The organism is Neisseria sicca, from assembly GCF_017753665.1.
Classification (GTDB): domain Bacteria; phylum Pseudomonadota; class Gammaproteobacteria; order Burkholderiales; family Neisseriaceae; genus Neisseria; species Neisseria flava.
Genome location: NZ_CP072524.1, coordinates 1,982,412 through 2,000,720, shown reverse-complemented (window position 1 = coordinate 2,000,720; position 18,309 = coordinate 1,982,412). Strand labels below are relative to the sequence as shown.

18 protein-coding genes and 1 pseudogene are annotated in these 18,309 nt (G+C 52.6%); 18 read left to right on the top strand and 1 reads right to left on the bottom strand.

The window, feature by feature from the left end; translation table 11 throughout:
- Window positions 1-40 precede the first annotated feature (40 nt).
- The 9 genes from ftsW to J7445_RS09410 all read left to right on the top strand — a co-directional run bounded on the left by ftsW (window position 41) and on the right by J7445_RS09410 (window position 10,161).
- Window positions 41-1,198, top strand: coding sequence for a putative lipid II flippase FtsW (gene ftsW / locus J7445_RS09450; RefSeq protein WP_003742829.1), 1,158 nt, complete (start codon window positions 41-43; stop codon window positions 1,196-1,198).
- Between the two features lie 3 nt (window positions 1,199-1,201).
- On the top strand, window positions 1,202-2,269 hold the full coding sequence (gene murG, locus J7445_RS09445) for an undecaprenyldiphospho-muramoylpentapeptide beta-N-acetylglucosaminyltransferase (RefSeq protein ID WP_003742831.1): 1,068 nt from the start codon (window positions 1,202-1,204) through the stop codon (window positions 2,267-2,269).
- Between the two features lie 134 nt (window positions 2,270-2,403).
- Window positions 2,404-3,231, top strand: coding sequence for a class I SAM-dependent methyltransferase (locus J7445_RS09440; RefSeq protein WP_070656322.1), 828 nt, complete (start codon window positions 2,404-2,406; stop codon window positions 3,229-3,231).
- A 254-nt stretch (window positions 3,232-3,485) separates the two neighbouring features.
- On the top strand, window positions 3,486-4,895 hold the full coding sequence (gene murC / locus J7445_RS09435) for a UDP-N-acetylmuramate--L-alanine ligase (protein ID WP_070538729.1): 1,410 nt from the start codon (window positions 3,486-3,488) through the stop codon (window positions 4,893-4,895).
- 150 nt (window positions 4,896-5,045) lie between these two features.
- Window positions 5,046-5,960 carry a D-alanine--D-alanine ligase gene (locus J7445_RS09430; protein WP_070538728.1) on the top strand — a complete coding sequence of 305 codons (915 nt, stop codon included), beginning with the start codon at window positions 5,046-5,048 and terminating at the stop codon, window positions 5,958-5,960.
- Entirely contained in the window at window positions 5,950-6,675 is a 726-nt protein-coding gene (locus J7445_RS09425; protein WP_070656324.1) for a cell division protein FtsQ/DivIB, read from the top strand. Before J7445_RS09430 ends, J7445_RS09425 begins: the two co-directional genes overlap by 11 nt.
- A 79-nt stretch (window positions 6,676-6,754) precedes the next feature.
- Window positions 6,755-7,999 carry a cell division protein FtsA gene (gene ftsA / locus J7445_RS09420; protein WP_019271553.1) on the top strand — a complete coding sequence of 415 codons (1,245 nt, stop codon included), beginning with the start codon at window positions 6,755-6,757 and terminating at the stop codon, window positions 7,997-7,999.
- Between the two features lie 224 nt (window positions 8,000-8,223).
- The gene (gene ftsZ, locus J7445_RS09415; RefSeq protein WP_019271552.1) at window positions 8,224-9,417 is read left to right on the top strand and encodes a cell division protein FtsZ; all 1,194 of its coding nucleotides are present in this window, start codon (window positions 8,224-8,226) and stop codon (window positions 9,415-9,417) included.
- 288 nt (window positions 9,418-9,705) lie between these two features.
- Window positions 9,706-10,161, top strand: a complete 456-nt coding sequence (locus J7445_RS09410; RefSeq protein ID WP_049230819.1) for a four-helix bundle copper-binding protein — start codon at window positions 9,706-9,708, stop codon at window positions 10,159-10,161.
- Between the two features lie 113 nt (window positions 10,162-10,274).
- Here J7445_RS09410 and J7445_RS12600 read toward each other — a convergent pair.
- Window positions 10,275-10,388, bottom strand: a pseudogene (locus J7445_RS12600) (IS5/IS1182 family transposase); the annotation flags it as partial.
- A 291-nt stretch (window positions 10,389-10,679) separates the two neighbouring features.
- Between J7445_RS12600 and J7445_RS09405 the strand changes: the two are divergent.
- From J7445_RS09405 to J7445_RS09365, 9 genes are all read left to right on the top strand, one after another.
- Window positions 10,680-11,480 carry an ABC transporter ATP-binding protein gene (locus J7445_RS09405; protein ID WP_070538726.1) on the top strand — a complete coding sequence of 267 codons (801 nt, stop codon included), beginning with the start codon at window positions 10,680-10,682 and terminating at the stop codon, window positions 11,478-11,480.
- A 139-nt stretch (window positions 11,481-11,619) separates the two neighbouring features.
- A complete protein-coding gene (gene mlaE / locus J7445_RS09400) occupies window positions 11,620-12,396 on the top strand; it encodes a lipid asymmetry maintenance ABC transporter permease subunit MlaE (RefSeq protein WP_003760565.1) in 777 nt (258 codons plus the stop codon).
- A 50-nt stretch (window positions 12,397-12,446) separates the two neighbouring features.
- On the top strand, window positions 12,447-12,944 hold the full coding sequence (mlaD, locus tag J7445_RS09395) for an outer membrane lipid asymmetry maintenance protein MlaD (RefSeq protein ID WP_070538725.1): 498 nt from the start codon (window positions 12,447-12,449) through the stop codon (window positions 12,942-12,944).
- A gap of 36 nt (window positions 12,945-12,980) precedes the next feature.
- Entirely contained in the window at window positions 12,981-13,571 is a 591-nt protein-coding gene (locus J7445_RS09390) for an MlaC/ttg2D family ABC transporter substrate-binding protein (RefSeq protein WP_045075293.1), read from the top strand.
- 98 nt (window positions 13,572-13,669) lie between these two features.
- Window positions 13,670-13,948, top strand: a complete 279-nt coding sequence (locus J7445_RS09385; protein WP_003742849.1) for an STAS domain-containing protein — start codon at window positions 13,670-13,672, stop codon at window positions 13,946-13,948.
- Entirely contained in the window at window positions 13,945-14,745 is an 801-nt protein-coding gene (locus J7445_RS09380; protein ID WP_070538724.1) for an MlaA family lipoprotein, read from the top strand. Before J7445_RS09385 ends, J7445_RS09380 begins: the two co-directional genes overlap by 4 nt.
- Before the next feature lie 61 nt (window positions 14,746-14,806).
- Window positions 14,807-15,955 (top strand): lipid-A-disaccharide synthase, encoded by a 1,149-nt coding sequence (gene lpxB, locus J7445_RS09375; RefSeq protein WP_396954298.1) that lies wholly within the window; start codon window positions 14,807-14,809, stop codon window positions 15,953-15,955.
- Window positions 15,956-16,490: 535 nt separating this feature from the next.
- Entirely contained in the window at window positions 16,491-17,081 is a 591-nt protein-coding gene (gene rnhB, locus J7445_RS09370; protein ID WP_070656332.1) for a ribonuclease HII, read from the top strand.
- 201 nt (window positions 17,082-17,282) lie between these two features.
- Window positions 17,283-18,242 carry a bile acid:sodium symporter family protein gene (locus J7445_RS09365; protein WP_049225424.1) on the top strand — a complete coding sequence of 320 codons (960 nt, stop codon included), beginning with the start codon at window positions 17,283-17,285 and terminating at the stop codon, window positions 18,240-18,242.
- Window positions 18,243-18,309: the final 67 nt, after the last annotated feature.

Here is an 18,309-nt window from a genome sequence, read left to right as displayed (position 1 = left end):
AGGTCGTCTGAAACGTTTGTTCCGTAACGGATGTTTGTTCATGATTAGTCTTTCCAAAATTCTCGACCGCCCGATTTCCCGCAGCGGTCAGAAATTCGATACATCGCTTTTGTGGATGACGGTGTTGATGACCGTGTTCAGCCTGGTGATGATTTATTCCGCTTCGATTGCTTACGCGGCGGCGGAGGGTGGTACGCAGTTTTCTTTTGTCGGCAAGCAGGCTTTGTTTGTCGCGGTCGGTGTTTCTGTGTGCATCGGCCTGTCTTTTATCAGCATGAACACTTGGAAAAAGCTTATGCCCTGGTATTTCGGCTTCTCGGGGCTTTTGCTGCTGCTGGTTTTGTTTTTGGGGCGGGAGATTAACGGGGCAACCCGCTGGATTCACGCGGGACCGGTCAATATCCAGCCGACGGAGTTGTTCAAGCTTGCCGTCGTTTTGTATTTGTCCAGCCTGTTCACGCGCAAGGCGGAAGTGTTGCAGAGCGTGAAGAAGATTATGTTTCCGGGCGGGCTGATTGCCGCGGGTTTGGTGTTGATTATGTTCCAGCCCGACTTCGGTTCGTTCGTCGTCATTGTCGGCGTTACGATGGCTATGGTGTTTTTGGCGGGTTTCCCTGCCAAGTATTTCATCATGATGGGGATGATTCTGGCTTCATTCATGACAGCGGCGATTATGCTTGCGCCTTACCGCATGGCGCGCGTGTCGGCGTTTTTGAATCCGTGGGCGGACCCTTTGGGCAAAGGCTACCAGTTGACGCATTCGTTGATGGCGATTGCGCGCGGCGAATGGTTCGGTCAGGGTTTGGGCGCGAGTTTGGAAAAGCGTTTCTACCTGCCCGAGGCGCATACTGACTTTATCTTTGCCGTTATCGGCGAGGAATTCGGCTTTTTGGGTATGTGTATTTTGGTTGCTTGCTATGTTTGGCTGGTCGTCCGCGCCTTTTCCATCGGACGGCAGGCGCGCGATTTGGATTTGACGTTCGGCGCGTATGTCGCCAACGGCATCGGTGTTTGGATAGGTATTCAAAGTTTCTTCAATATCGGCGTCAACATCGGCATTTTGCCGACCAAGGGGCTGCCGTTGCCGTTGATGTCTTACGGCGGTTCGGCGGTTGTGGTCATGCTGGTGTGCATCACTTTGTTGTTGCGCGTCGATTATGAAAACCGCAAAAAAATGCGCGGTTACCAAGTGGAGTAAATCATGGGCGGTAAAACTTTCATGTTGATGGCGGGCGGTACCGGCGGCCATATTTTCCCTGCGCTGGCGGTGGCGGATTCATTGCGCGCGCGCGGCCATCATGTGATTTGGCTGGGCAGCGAAGGCTCGATGGAAGAGCGCATCGTGCCGCAATACGACATCCTGCTCGAAACGCTGGCGATTAAAGGCGTGCGCGGCAACGGTATCAAACGTAAGCTGATGCTGCCGTTTACTTTGTATAAAACCGTCCGCGAAGCGCAGCGGATTATCCGCAAACACCGCGTCGAGTGCGTCATCGGTTTCGGCGGCTTCGTTACCTTCCCCGGCGGCTTAGCGGCGAAGCTGTGCGGCGTGCCGATTGTGATTCACGAGCAAAACGCCGTGGCAGGTTTGTCCAACCGCCAACTCTCGCGCTGGGCGAAGCGGGTGTTATACGCTTTTCCGAAAGCGTTCAGTCACGAAGGCGGTTTGGTCGGCAACCCCGTCCGCGCGGATATTGCCAACCTGCCTGAGCCTGCCGAACGCTTCCAAGGGCGTGAAGGTCGTCTGAAAATCTTAGTGGTCGGCGGCAGTTTGGGTGCAGACGTTTTGAACAAAACCGTACCGCAGGCTTTGGCTTTGCTGCCCGACGATGCGCGCCCGCAGATGTATCACCAATCGGGTCGAGGCAAACTGGGCAGCTTGCAGGCGGATTACGACGCGCTGGGCGTGAAAGCCGAATGCGTGGAATTTATTACCGACATGGTGTCCGCCTACCGCGATGCAGACTTGGTGATTTGTCGTGCCGGCGCGCTGACGATTGCCGAGTTGACGGCAGCAGGGCTGGGCGCGCTGCTGGTGCCGTATCCTTACGCCGTCGATGACCACCAAACTGCCAATGCGCGTTTTATGGTGCAGGCGGAGGCGGGATTGCTGTTGCCGCAAAGTCAGTTGACAGCGGAAAAACTCGCCGAAATCCTCGGTGGTTTAAACCGGGAAAAATGCCTCAAATGGGCAGAAAATGCCCGCACGCTGGCTTTGCCGCACAGCGCGGACGATGTGGCGGAAGCCGCCATCGCGTGTACGGCATGATGACATGATGTGATGAACGAAACAGAGGTCGTCTGAAAACCCAAAAACAGGTTTCAGACGACCTTTTTGCAACTTGGCAGCCTTATTGTGCGGGAGTATGATGTAAATAGGAATCTCTCTCATTGGAGGCTGCCATGTCTGCAAAAATCTCTCCCGAAACCGTTTCCGCCCTGTCCAGTACCATGCTGATTCCCCTGTGGGCGAAGGCTGTGGAGCAGGGTAGGGCGCAGCCGCTTTTGCGCGATGACGAAGCCGTGCGGATGTTGGATAAGATTGACTACGACTTCAGCAAGTTTGCCAAAGTCAAAGCATCGCAGGTCGGCTGTTGCGGGCGGGCGAAGCTGTTGGACGATATGACCCGGCACTTTATCGCCGAACATCCCGACGCCGTCGTCGTGCAAATCGGCGCGGGGCTGGATGCGCGTTACGAACGTTTGGGCAAGCCGCGCATTACCGATTGGTATGATTTGGATTTGCCGGAAGTGATTGAAGTGCGGCGCATGCTGCTGCCCGAATCGGACAATCATTATCTGGGCGCGTCCATGTTCGACGAAACATGGATGAACACCGTCGCCGCGCACGGCAAACCCGTGTTGCTCGTGATCGAAGGCGTGTTGATGTATTTCGAAGAGGCGCAGGTGCAGGGCTTTTTCAAACAGGTTGCCCGCCGCCTGCCGAACGTCCAACTTGCTTTCGACACTATCCCCAAGGCCTACATTGGACAAAGCAAACGCCACGACGCACTCGGTAAAATGGACAAACCACCTGAGTTCTGCTGGGCGATAAGCGGCACGGACGACATCCGACGGTTGATGCCGGGTGTGGAAATTATTGAAGAAGCGGGCTTGAGCAGCGTCTGCAAACCACGTTATCCGTGGCTCTTGCGCCTTGTGTATGCGACCGCGTGGGGACGGCGCAAATTGGATATGCGCTTGATGAGGATACAAGTGCCGTCAAGTTGATAAACGAGAGGTCGTCTGAAAACGGTTTTCAGACGACCTTATGTTTTGTTTTTGCTGGTATTTTGGTAGCTGAAGTCGAGTTTAAAAATGGGTAATTCACCGCTGAACGAAACCTCTTTTTCACCCGTATTGCCACCAATGTGAAATCCTGTATGCCAAAACATCTTTAATTTACAAGAAAACTATGGCGCAGAAGCGGATAGCCCTTTAAAATAACGCCTTTACGCATCGAAAATCCACCGGAACGCAACATCATGATGAAAAATCGAGTTACCAACATCCATTTTGTCGGTATCGGCGGCGTCGGCATGAGCGGTATCGCCGAAGTCTTACACAATTTGGGCTTTAAAGTTTCCGGTTCGGATCAGGCGCGAAATGCGGTTACCGAGCATTTGAGCAGCTTGGGTATTCAAGTTTATCCCGGTCATACCGCCGAACACGTCAACGGCGCGGATGTTGTCGTAACTTCTACCGCCGTCAAAAAAGACAATCCCGAAGTCGTCGCTGCGCTGGAGCAGCAAATCCCCGTCATTCCCCGCGCCCTGATGCTGGCGGAACTGATGCGCTTCCGTGACGGCATCGCCATCGCCGGTACGCACGGCAAAACCACGACCACCAGTCTGACCGCTTCCATTCTCGGTGCGGCTGGTCTCGACCCCACTTTCGTTATCGGCGGCAAACTCAATGCTGCAGGTACCAACGCCCGTTTGGGCAAAGGCGAATACATCGTCGCCGAAGCCGACGAGTCCGATGCGTCCTTCCTGCATCTGACCCCGATTATGTCCGTCGTCACCAATATCGACGAAGACCACATGGATACCTACGGACACAGCGTCGAAAAACTGCATCAGGCGTTTGTTGATTTTATCCACCGTATGCCGTTCTACGGTAAAGCGTTTTTGTGTATCGACAGCGAACATGTCCGTGCGATTTTGCCCAAAGTGAGCAAACCTTACGCCACTTACGGCTTGGACGATACCGCCGATATTTACGCGACCGACATCGAAAGCGTCGGCGCGCAAATGAAATTTACCGTTCATGTCCAAATGAAAGGATCTGAACAAGCGCCGTTTGAAGTTGTGTTGAACATGCCCGGCAGACACAATGTCCTCAATGCCTTGGCAGCCATCGGCGTGGCGCTGGAAGTCGGCGCATCCGTCGAAGCGATTCAGCGCGGCTTGCTCGGTTTCGAAGGAGTTGGTCGCCGCTTCCAAAAATACGGCGAAATCAAGCTGCCCAACGGCGGAACCGCGCTTTTGGTGGATGATTACGGACACCATCCCGTCGAAATGGCGGCGACCCTCTCCGCCGCACGCGGCGCGTATCCGGAAAAACGTTTGGTGCTTGCCTTCCAGCCGCACCGCTATACCCGCACGCGCGATTTGTTCGAAGACTTCACCAAAGTCCTCAATACCGTTGATGCGCTGGTGTTGACTGAAGTTTATGCCGCCGGCGAAGAACCGATTGCCGCCGCCGACTCCCGCGCCCTTGCCCGCGCCATCCGCGTATTGGGCAAACTTGAGCCGATTTACTGCGAAAACGTCGCCGACTTGCCCGAAATGCTGTTGAACGTTTTGCAGGACGGCGATGTTGTGTTGAACATGGGTGCAGGCAGTATCAACCGCGTGCCTGCCGCGATGTTGGAGTTGTCGAAAAAAGCCTGAGGCGCAAACTTTTAGCGTGATGCCGCGATAATTGCCTGATGAAGCGATGTTCCATCAGGCGAATAAACAAGATTAAGGTCGTCTGAAAACCCGATTTGTTTTCAGACGACCTGTATCAAAAAATGAAGCAATCAAGAAAGAACAAAAACAATGCAGAATTTTGGCAAAGTAGCCGTATTGATGGGCGGCTTTTCCAGCGAACGCGAAATCTCGCTGGATAGCGGTGCTGCCATTTTGAATGCCTTAAAAAGCAAAGGCATAGACGCACACGCCTTCGATCCTAAAGAAACACCCTTGGCGGAATTGAAAACCCAAGGTTTCCAAACTGCTTTCAATATCCTTCACGGTACTTACGGCGAAGACGGTGCCGTTCAGGGCGCGTTGGAATTGTTGGGCATTCCTTATACCGGCAGCGGTGTCGCCGCTTCCGCCATCGGCATGGACAAATACCGCTGCAAACTGATTTGGCAAGCCTTGGGGCTGCCTGTTCCTGAGTTTGCCGTCTTGCACGAAGACTCCGATTTCGATGCCGTCGAACAGCAACTCGGCTTGCCTATGTTTGTTAAACCGGCAGCCGAAGGTAGTAGTGTCGGCGTTGTGAAAGTCAAAGAAAAAGGTCGTCTGAAAAGCGTTTACGAAGAATTGAAACACCTTCAAGGCGAAATTATTGCCGAGAGATTCATCGGCGGCGGCGAATACTCCTGTCCCGTGTTGAACGGTAAAGGCCTGCCCAGCATACACATCATCCCAGCGACTGAGTTCTATGACTACGAAGCCAAATACAACCGTGACGACACTATTTATCAATGTCCGTCCGAAGACTTGAGCGAGGCTGAAGAAAACCTGATGCGCTCTCTGGCAGTCCGCGGGGCGCAGGCAATCGGGGCAGATGGGTGCGTGCGCGTCGATTTCCTCAAAGATACCGACGGTAAACTTTACCTCTTGGAAATCAACACGCTGCCCGGTATGACGAGCCACAGTTTAGTACCGAAATCCGCCGCCCATACCGGCGTGGATTTTGCCGATTTATGTATTGAAATTTTGAAAACCGCACATGTGGGATGACGCAAGCGCACTGGGTCGGCTGACCCGCTGGCTGTTGCTGCTGATGGCATTGATGCTCATCGGTACCTGCATAGCCTGGCTATACAACTCCAATCATTTTCCCGTCAAACAAGTGTCCATACAGGGCAAGCTGACTTATTCTGACGGAAAAGCCCTTCAGCGCGCCGCTCAACAGCATACGCGCGGCAATATTTTCCGTGCCGATTTGGACGGTATTCAGGCGGCCTTTCAAAAGCTGCCGTGGGTGGATTCCGCTATGGTGCGCCGCCGCTTCCCCGATACCGTCGAAATCCATTTGACCGAGCGCGTGCCTGTTGCCCATTGGCGCAGCGGCGGTTTGGTCGATACCAAAGGCAATGTGTTTGACGCCAAGCTCAAAGCCAAGTTGCCCGTTTTTGAAGGACAGCCGGGTACAGGCAAGGACATGGTCAAACACTACGAAGAATTTTCCGGCATCCTCCGCCGGCAAAATTTGGCGATTAAAGAACTGATTTATACGCCGCGCTCCGCTTGGTTGGTGGTCTTAGACAATGGGATTACCGTCAGACTGGGAAGGGAAAACGAAATCAAACGCTTACAGCTTTTCGCCGAAATTTGGCCAACGCTGTTGCGTAAAAATCAAAATCGGTTATCCTACGTTGATATGCGGTATAAAGACGGATTTTCCGTGCGTTACACATCAGAGACGTCGTCTGAAAATGTTTCAGACGACTAAAGCCAAACAAACAACGTGAAGCAACTATTGCCAATACAGACAAATAGTTATAACTCCAGCGAAATAACGAGCAAATATAATGGAACAACAAGGTAAATATATCAGTGCCCTCGATATCGGCACATCCAAAGTCATCGCCCTGATTGGCGAAGTACAAGACGACAACGAAATCCATATTGTCGGACTCGGGCAGGCACCATCTCGCGGCCTGAAAGCAGGCATGGTAACCAATATCGACGCAACAGCCCAAGCCATTCAGCAGGCGGTCAATGAAGCAGAATTGATGGCGGACACCAAAATCAGCCACGTTACAACCGGTATCGCAGGCAACCATATCCGCAGCTTGAATTCGCAAGGGGTTGTCAAAATTAAGGACGGGGAAGTTTCGCAAGCCGATATCGACCGCGCCATTGAAACCGCCAAAGCCATCAATATCCCGCCGGATCACAATATCCTGCATACCGTGGTACAAGAGTACATTATCGACAACCAACCCGGTGTCAAAGAACCTATCGGTATGAGCGGCGTCCGACTCGATACCCGCGTACATATCATTACTGGTGCCAATACCGCCCTGCAAAACATCCAAAAATGTATCCATCGTTGCGGTTTGCAAATGGATCAAATCATGCTTCAGCCTTTGGCGAGCGGTCAGGCTGTTTTGACTGAAGACGAAAAAGATTTGGGCGTGTGTGTCATCGACATCGGCGGCGGTACGACCGATATTGCCGTTTATACCAACGGCGCCATCCGCCATACTGCCGTGATTCCCGTGGCGGGCGATTTGATTACCAAAGACTTGGCACAAGCACTGCGCACCCCGCACAGCGCTGCCGAATACATTAAAATCCACTACGGCGTCGCGATTCCTGATATGGAAGGCTTGGACGAAATGGTTGAAGTCCCTAGCGTCGGCGACCGTCAGCCCCGTCAGATTTCACGCCGCGTTTTGGCAAGCGTCATCGGTCCGCGCGTTGAAGAAATTTTGGAATTGACCCTGAACGAATTGCGCCGTTCCGGCTTCCCTGAAGAAGTCCTCACGTCAGGTATCGTTCTGACCGGCGGCGCATCTATGCTGACCGGTATTGTTGAGCTTGCCGAAGAAGTGTTCGGCCTGCCTGCACGCATCGGCGTGCCTCAAGAAATGGGTGGTGTATCCGAACGCATCCGCAATCCGCGCTACTCAACCGCCATCGGTCTTTTGCAGGCGGCAAGAGGTGAGGAAGACGGCGCGCCGGTGACCGGTGCGATTGTGGTTCATGATCAGACTGAAAAAATCAGTTTGTGGGCAAAACTGATGAAATTCGTTAAAGACAATTTCTGATCGTTCCGTTACTTTGCTTACAGGGAAAATGAGTTGTTGTCGGAATGAAACTACTTTCAACAATTAAGAACCTGTATGCTTTCGTTAAAAAATGTAGTAAAAAAATGACGGCAATGGTGAATGAATAAGAAGTATTTTGCCAGCGTCGGAATACTTCTTATATAATACGGATAATATCTAATTTTTGGACCGTCCTCGATGCAGGGCGCGCAGGAGTCATTTGAATGGAATTTGTTTACGACGTAGCTGAATCAGCCGCAAGCCCTGCGGTCATTAAAGTAATCGGCTTGGGTGGCGGTGGTTGCAATGCTATTAACAACATGATTGCCAACATCATCCAAGGTGTTGAATTTATTAGTGCCAATACTGATGCCCAATCTTTGGGCAAAAATAATGCGGCAAAACGCATCCAGTTGGGTACCAACCTGACCCGTGGTTTGGGCGCAGGTGCCAATCCTGAAATCGGCCGTGCTGCGGCACAAGAAGATCGCGAAGCCATCGAAGATGCTATTCGCGGCGCAAATATGTTGTTCATCACCACCGGTATGGGTGGCGGTACCGGTACCGGTGCGGCTCCTGTGGTTGCCGAGATTGCCAAAGAAATGGGTATTCTGACCGTTGCGGTTGTTACCCGTCCGTTCGGCTACGAAGGTAAACGCGTACACATCGCCCAAGAAGGTTTGGAGCAGCTCAAAGGTCAGGTCGATTCATTGATTATCATCCCGAACGATAAACTGATGACTGCATTGGGCGAAGACGTGACCATGCGTGAAGCGTTCCGCGCTGCGGACAACGTCCTGCGTGATGCCGTAGCTGGTATTTCCGAAGTAGTTACCCGTCCCGGTTTCATCAACCTTGACTTCGCCGACGTTAAAAACGTAATGGGCATCAAAGGTATCGCCATGATGGGTTCTGGTTTTGCACAAGGCATCGACCGCGCCCGTTTGGCAACCGAACAAGCGATTTCCAGCCCGTTATTGGATAATGTAACTTTGGATGGTGCGCGCGGCGTATTGGTGAACATCACTACCGCTCCGGATTGCCTGAAAATGTCCGAATATCGTGAAATCATGAAAGTGGTTAACGAGAATGCACATCCTGAAGCTGAATGTAAATACGGTACTGCCGAAGACGACAATATGGGCGAAGACGCTATTCGCGTAACCATTATTGCGACTGGTCTGAAAGAAAACGGCAGCGAAAACCAAATGCGTGCGGCAGTCCGTACACAAAAATTGGTTAGCGGAAATGCCGAAGCAGCTCACTCTGCGCAAGCTGGTAATGTGGATGGCTTGGTTCGTACCAACAGAGGTATCCGCTCAATGAATTTGACTGCCGCGGATTTCAGTAACCAATCCGTTTTAGACGATTTTGAAATTCCGGCTATTTTGCGTCGTCAAAATAATTCGGACAAATAATTCATTCTGTTAAAAAAGCCTGCCACATCGTTGGCAGGCTTTTTATAGTTTAGAATATTGGAGGCTTTGCCTTTTTATACTTCATTAAGTATAGTCTCGACTTTCGACCTATTGTCTGCCGAACGGCTGAATGATAGGATTGCGTCGGTAAGTGTAGTGTAATCGCTCAAAATCCGAATAAGCGGCTGATTTCAGACGACATCAATGATGCGCAGAAAGCCACTGTCTTCGATTTTGGCGATTCGTTATGTTTAACTGCATATCAATGATTATATAAGGAAATACAGTATGAACCGTCGTCAATTCTTGGGTGGTACAGCCGTTTCTTTGGCAGCCGCCGCCTCATTCGCCCGCGCTCACGGAAATCATAGCCATAAAGGTCATTCCCACGCTGCTCCTGCTGCTGCGTCCAAAACCTATGAAGCAGCCAGAAAAGCGGCTGCCCACTGTGTTGAAGCAGGTCAAATCTGTTTGGCACACTGCATCCGACTGCTGAGCCAAGGCGATACTTCTATGAAAGACTGCGCAACAGGCGTCAACCAAATGCTGGCTTTGTGCGGCGCGCTGCAAAACCTTGCCGCCCAAAACTCTCCGCTGACCCCTTCTTTGGCAAAAGTCTGCGTCGAAGCGTGCAAACAATGTGCCGCAGCGTGCAAACAACACGCAGGTCATCATGCAGAATGCAAACAATGCTATGAGTCTTGCCTTGCCTGCATCAAAGAGTGCGAAAAAATCGCTGCTTAATTGACGTAGTCAATCACCGGTCTGTCTGTGAAACAAACTTTGTTTTGCAGGCAGACCGGTTTGTTTTAAATGGGAGGACTTTCACAAATTGATTTGAAATGTAAGTTTTGTTTGTATAGTGGATTAACTTTAAACCAGTACGGCGTTGCCTCGCCTTGCCGTACTATCTGTACTGTCTGCGGCTTCGTCGCCTTGTCCTGATTTAAATTTAATCCACTATAGAATGTTGTGTCTTTGCCTACAAAATCTTGCCATAAATTTAAAATTTCACGCGCTGGCGAAAAACGGTATGTTTAGGATTATTAAGTTCTGTAACGCGCCCCGTTCTGAAATGAAGACAACAGGTTGCAAGACTTCAATCTTAACCATTCCAATGGTCTTAAAATTTCTGCCAAACACATGATTTTCACGCTTCTTAACAGACGTTTTCTTGATAAGGTCGTCTGAAAATTGCCCGACACCTTGATAAGCTTTACAATGCAAGTAATTAAAATACATCCCGCCTTATCTTCCCTTTCATGAGTTCCGTACCCTTCATCGAAATGAAAGACGTTGCCTTCGCGTATGGCGACCGTCCGATTCTGAACAATATCAATTTCAGCATTCCCCAAGGAAACTTTGCCGCCGTGATGGGCGGTTCGGGCAGCGGCAAAACCACGCTGATGCGGCTGATTACGGGTCAGATTCATCCTCAGTCGGGTAAGATTTTGATTGAAGGACGTGATTTGGCGGGTTTTTCGGCTGATGAATTGTACGAACACCGCCGCCGCATGGGCGTGTTGTTCCAGCATGGCGCGCTGTTTACCGATTTGTCAGTATTCGACAATATCGCTTTTCCGATGCGAGAACTGACGCGCCTGCCGGAAGCGGTTATCCACGATTTGGTTTTGTTGAAATTGAACGCGGTCGGTCTGCGCGGCGTGGAAAACCTGATGCCGTCCGAGTTGTCCGGCGGGATGTCGCGCCGCGTCGCGCTTGCCCGTACGATCGCGCTCGACCCTGAAATCATGTTGTACGACGAGCCGTTTACCGGCCTCGACCCGATTTCCTTGGGCGTGATTGCCCACTTGATCAGCCGCGTCAACAAGGCTTTGCGTTCGACCAGCATTATGGTGACACACGACATTGAAAAATCTTTGGAAATCGTCGATCAAGTGATTTTCTTGGCGCACGGCGAAATTATGTTCTCCGGCTCGCCGCAGGAAATGCGCGAACTGGATTCGCCTTGGGTGCGCCAGTTTGTCGGCGGGCTGGCAGACGGCCCCGTCGCATACCGCTATCCCGCGCAAACGTCGTTGCAGCAAGATTTGCTTGGGTAGTTTTCAGACGACCTCGGTTTGCAGACGTCGTCTGAAACGTCTGTACCGTTGTTGCCTGAAGCCGAAATTATTTTTCAGACGACCCATCACCATCATCCTACAAGGTCGTCTGAAACCCGTTAATCCGTAATGGAAACCTATGAATTTTATCCGTTCCGTCGGGGCGAAAACCCTCGGCTTTATTCAATCTCTCGGCAGTATTACGCTGTTTCTGCTGAACATTCTGGCGAAATCCGGTACGGCTTTCGTCCGTCCGCGCCTGAGCGTGCGCCAAGTGTATTTTGCCGGCGTGCTGTCGGTGTTGATTGTTGCCGTCTCAGGGCTGTTCGTCGGCATGGTTTTGGGTTTGCAGGGCTATACGCAGTTGTCGAAATTCAAATCCGCCGATATTTTGGGCTATATGGTCGCGGCTTCGTTGTTGCGCGAACTGGGTCCGGTGTTGGCGGCGATTCTGTTTGCCAGCAGCGCGGGCGGTGCGATGACCAGCGAAATCGGTTTGATGAAAACGACCGAACAGCTCGAAGCGATGAACGTGATGGCGGTCAACCCTGTCGCCCGCGTGGTTGCGCCGCGCTTTTGGGCGGGCGTGTTTTCCATGCCGCTTTTGGCTTCGATTTTCAACGTGGCGGGGATTTACGGCGCGTATTTGGTCGGCGTGACCTGGCTGGGCTTGGACAGCGGCATTTTCTGGTCGCAAATGCAGAACAACATCACGATCCATTACGATGTAATCAACGGTCTGATCAAATCCGCCGCATTCGGCGTGGCGGTAACGCTGATTGCCGTGCATCAGGGCTTCCACTGCGTTCCGACCTCGGAAGGTATTTTGCGCGCCAGCACGCGCACGGTGGTTTCGTCCGCCCTGACGATTTTGGCGATTGACTTTGTGTTGACCGCATTGATGTTTACGGATTGACAGGTCGTCTGAAAACGAAACAAAGAACATTGGATATTCAAGGAACTTTAATGAAAAAGAATGTATTGGAATTTTGGGTCGGACTGTTTGTCCTGCTCGGCGTGGCAGCGGTCGGCTTTCTCGCTTTCCGCGTGGCGGGCGGCGCGGCGTTCGGCAATTCCGGCAAGACTTATACCGTATATGCCGATTTCAGCGACATCGGCGGCCTGAAAGCCAACGCGCCGATCAAATCCGCGGGCGTATTGGTCGGACGCGTCGGTTCCATCGAGCTTGACCCGAAATCCTATCAGGCAAAAGTCCGCCTCGATTTGGACAGCAAATATCAGTTCAGCAGCGACGTTTCCGCGCAAATCCTGACTTCCGGCCTGTTGGGCGAACAATATATCGGCCTGCAACAAGGCGGCGATACTGAACCCCTCGCCGCGGGCGATACCATTTCCGTTACCAGCTCCGCCATGGTTCTGGAAAACCTGATCGGTAAATTCATGACCAGCTTCGCCGAGAAAAACGCGGCAGGCAGCGACGATGCGGCAAAAACAACCGAATAAACGTACACCATCATATTCAAACTAGGACACTTAATCATGAAAAAAACTTCTTTCATCAGCGCACTGAGCATCGGCATCTTGAGCATCAGCATGGCGGTTGCCGCCCCTGCCGACGCAGTGAACCAAATCCGTCAAAACGCCACTCAAGTATTGAGCATCTTAAAAAACGGCGATGCCAACACCGCCCGCCAAAAAGCCGAAGCCTACGCGATTCCCTATTTCGATTTCCAACGCATGACCGCGCTGGCAGTCGGCAACCCTTGGCGTACCGCGTCTGACGCGCAAAAACAAGCGTTGACCAAAGAATTTCAAACCCTGCTGATCCGCACCTACTCCGGCACCATGTTGAAATTCAAAAACGCCAACGTCAACGTCAAAGACAACCCCGTTGTCAATAAAGGCGGCAAAGAAATCATCGTCCGCGCCGAAGTCAGCGTACCCGGTCAAAAACCCGTCAACATGGACTTTACCACCTACCAAAGCGGCAACAAATACCGTGCCTACAACGTCGCCATCGAAGGCGCGAGCTTGGTAACCGTGTACCGCAACCAATTCGGCGAAACCATCAAAGCAAAAGGCGTGGACGGACTGATTGCCGAGCTGAAAGCCAAAAACGGCAGCAAATAATGCAAAGACAAGCCATGCCGTCCGTTTTCAGACGACATGGCTTTCGCACACAATAACCTTCAGGTTTTATCATCCAAGATTAAGTTGACAAGACAGCCATGCAAACCGAACTTCGCGACGGCACGCTTCACATCAGCGGCGACATTACCGTCAAAACCTTGACCGCCGACGCCTTTACCCGCTTCAGGCAGCAATGTCGTCTGAAAGACACCCACGCGGTCGATTTGAGCGGCGTCGGACGCGCCGATTCCGCCTGCGTGTCCCTGCTGCTTGACGCACTGCGCCGCCCTGACGGGAAAATCACCCTGCAAGGCATACCCGAATCCGTGCGCACCCTGTCCGAGCTTTACGAAATCAAAGACTGGTTGAAACCATGAAAAAAACCACCGCTTCACTCCTACTCCTCATCGGCATTGCCTCAACACCCGCATTTGCCGAAACCAACCCCGCCGACCCTTACGAAGGCTACAACCGCGCCGTCTTCAAATTCAACGACAAGGCCGACCAATACGTCCTTTCCCCTGTCGCACGCGGCTATCGCAAAGTAACGCCCAAACCGGTGCGTACCGGCGTGATCAACTTCTTCAACAACCTGCGCGACGTCGTCAGCTTCGGCAGCAACGTTCTGCGCCTTGACGTCAAACGCGCCAGCGAAGACCTCGTCCGCGTCGGCATCAACACCACCTTCGGCCTTGGCGGTTTAATCGACGTAGCCGGTGCAGGCGGCGTACCCAGCAATAAAAACACCCTCGGCGACACCTTCGCCACATGGGGCTGGAAAAACAGCAACTACTTCGTTGTCCCCCTGTTCGGCCCATCTACCGTACGCGATACCATTGGCAACGCCGTTACCACCGTCTACCCAGTTAAAAACGCCGTCTTCCACACCAGAGCAGGACGCTGGGGCACAATCGGCCTGCAGGCCATCAACACCCGTGAAGAACTGCTCGACCTGACCGACGGTTTGGAAGACGCCGCCATCGACAAATACAGCTACACCCGCGACCTTTACATGAAAGTGCGCAGCCGCCAAACCGGCGGGACATTACCGCAAGGCGAGGATGACAATATCGACATCGACGAATTGGTGGACAGCGATGCGCCTGCGGCAACCGATTTTGCCGAACCGTTCCCGCAATCCGCTTCCGAATTTGAGCAGATTCCTGCCGAATAATCTTATTAAGGTTGTCTGAAAACCTTTTCAGACGACCTCAATCTATTTTCCTGTAACGATGATGAACCATTCCCCCGTTATCGCCATCAGCGTCGGCGAAGCCTCCGGCGACCTGCTCGGCGCGCACCTTATCCGCGCCATCAAACAACGCCGCCCCGATGCGAAATTCATCGGCATCGGCGGCGAACGCATGAAGGCGGAAGGGTTTGAGAGCCTGTACGACCAGGAAAAACTGGCGGTGCGCGGCTTTGTCGAGGTGGTCAAACGCCTGCCCGAAATCCTAAAAATCCGCAAAGGGCTGGTGAACGACCTCATCCGCATCAAGCCTGATGTCTTTGTCGGCATCGACGCACCCGATTTCAATTTGGGCGTGGCGGAAAAACTCAAAAAGGCGGGCATCCCCACCGTCCATTATGTCAGCCCGTCGGTGTGGGCGTGGCGGCGTGAACGGGTGAACAAAATCGTGCATCAGGTCAACCGCGTGCTGTGCCTGTTCCCAATGGAGCCGCAGCTTTACCTCGACGCGGGCGGCAAAGCCGAGTTTGTCGGTCATCCGATGGCGCAAACCATGCCGCTGGATGACGACCGTGCCGCCGCGCGCGCCAAGTTGGGTGTGGCCGACGAAGCTGTCGTGTTCGCCTTGCTGCCGGGTAGCCGTGTCAGTGAAATCGACTATATGGCTCCTTTGTTTTTTCAGACGGCCTTATTGCTGCTCAAACGCTATCCGCAGGCGCAATTCCTGCTCCCCGCCGCTACCGCCGCCACCCGCAGGCGCATCGGTGAAATTCTGGCGCAGCCCGAATTTTCCGTTATTCCCGTTACCATCACCGACAAACAGTCCGATACCGTCTGCACCGCCGCCGATGTCGTGTTGGTAACCAGCGGTACCGCCACCCTCGAAGTTGCCTTGTGCAAACGACCGATGGTCATCAGCTACAAAATTTCACCGCTGACCTATTTTTATGTGAAACACAAAGTCAAAGTGCCGCATGTCGGCCTGCCCAATATCCTGTTGGACAAAGCTGCCGTACCGGAGCTTTTGCAACACGATGCCGAGCCGGAAAAACTCGCCGCCGCCGTTGCTTATTGGTACGACCACCCCGAAGCCGCCGCTGCCCTGAAACAGGATTTTCGCGAACTGCATTTGCTGCTGCGCAAGGATACCGATGCGTTGGCGGCTGAAGCCGTATTGTCCGAAGCAGGCTTTTAGCGAAACCCGCTGCACTCGTTTTCACTTCGTTGAAGCTACGCTTTCAGACGACCTCTGATACTTATTGCCTGATAAAGAGCATGTCCGACCTGCGGGCTGAATCTGATGGTTTTGCAGTAAATTCAAATCAGAAAACCACGCGCCGTCATTCCCGCACAGGCGGGAATCTAGAAGTTTGAAATGATGACAATCTTTAAATAGTTCTGAATGGTTGAGGACTGGATTCCCGCCTGTGTGGGAATGACGGCGGGGGCGATAGGTGCAGCATCAAAAATTAAGTGAATCGGCCATATGGCTTGTCGGGCATGAATGCCCACCGAAATTGACAGGCCCATTTTTGTAGCGTGGGCTTTGCCCACGAAAACCGTTTCACAGCATAAAAATAGGGCAGGGCGGGCTTGAACCACCCTACAAGACCGACGCTGCTTCCACGCAGGTAGAAATGACAACGGCACCCGCCATATCATTCAAAAGGCCGTCTGAAAACCTTTTCAGACGACCTCTCCCGTTAACCGAACCTTATCACTGAAACTATATGTCTCCCATCCTCCTTGCGGGCGTGGACGAAGCAGGGCGCGGGCCGTTGGTCGGCAGCGTGTTTGCCGCCGCCGTTATCCTGCCCGAACGTTACGACCTGCCCGGCCTGACCGATTCGAAAAAACTCAGCGAGAAAAAGCGCGATACTCTGGCAGTGTTGATCAAAGAACAAGCCGTTTCGTGGAGCATTGCCTCCGCGTCGCCCGAAGAAATCGCCGAACTCAATATCCTGCACGCCACCATGCTGGCGATGACCCGCGCCGTCCAAGGTTTGGCGGTCGTGCCGGATAAGGTGCTGATAGACGGCAACCGCGTTCCGAAAGATTTGGGCATTCCCGCCGAAGCCGTCGTCAAGGGCGACAGCAAAATCATCGAAATCTCCGCCGCCTCCGTCCTCGCCAAAACCGCGCGTGATGCCGAAATGTACGCGCTTGCCGAACGTTACCCGCAATACGGTTTCGACCAACACAAAGGTTACGGCACGACGCAACACCTCGCCGCCCTGCAAAAATACGGCGTACTGCCCGAACACCGCCGAGATTTCGCACCCGTGAAGGCGTTGCTGGCGCAGGGCAGGTTGTTTGAGTGAGGGCAGAATGGCTTAAAGGTCGTCTGAAACGCTTTCAGACGACCTTTTCTTTACATCCCGTTACAAAGCCGTGTATGCTTCGCGTTTAGACGGATGTGAAACAAATATCAACGGCCAAACAGATTTTGATGTTTGTGTGTTACTTTATTTCACTGTCCTCCTAATCAATAATTTTATCAACCGATACCGCACATACTATTTATGAACACTATTGCACGAATCAGCCACTTTGTCGGCAAAACCTTCTCATTTTGGGCGGCATTGTGCGCCGCCGTTGCTTTCTTCGATCCCGAATTGTTCAAGTGGGTACTGCCTTACATCACTTGGCTTTTGGGCATCATTATGTTCGGCATGGGGCTGACGCTGACGCCGTCAGATTTTAAAATTGTCGCCAGTCATCCAAAAGCCGTCCTTATCGGCGTGGCAGCGCAGTTTATCATTATGCCGCTGACTGCCTATTTTTTGGTCAAGTTGTTAAATTTGCCTGCTGAAGTTGCCGTGGGCGTGATTTTGGTCGGCTGCTGTCCGGGTGGTACGGCCTCCAATGTGATGACTTTTTTGGCGCGCGGCAACGTTGCCTTGTCCGTCGCAGTTACATCGGCTTCCACCTTGCTGGCTCCGCTGCTGACGCCTGCTATTTTCCTGCTTTTGGCAGGTGAAATGCTCGACATCAATGCGCAGGCGATGTTTGTTTCCATTGTTCAAATGGTGTTGCTGCCCATCGCGCTCGGCGTGGTTGCACATACTGTGTTCCGCAAACAGACCGAACGCGCTACCGCTGCCTTGCCTTTGGTTTCTGTCGTTGCCATTGTGCTGATTATCGGTGCGGTCGTCGGCGCGAGCAAAGGCAAAATTATTGAGAGCGGGCTGTTGATTTTCGGTGTCGTGGTATTGCACAACGGCATCGGCTACCTGCTCGGCTTCTTTGCAGCCAAAATCTGCAAGCTGCCGTACGATGCGCAAAAAACGCTCGCTATCGAAGTCGGTATGCAGAATTCCGGTTTGGGTGCGGCATTGGCGGCCGCGCATTTTGCCGCAGCCCCTGTCGTCGCCGTACCCAGCGCGCTGTTTAGCGTGTGGCACAACATTTCTGGCTCGCTGCTCGCATCTTATTGGTCGGCGAAAGCAGATAAAGAATCGAAAGCGGAATTGTCCGATTAAAAGAGTTCGGCAAAAGACAAAAGGTCGTCTGAAAGTTTTCAGACGACCTTTTATTATTGCCGGATGG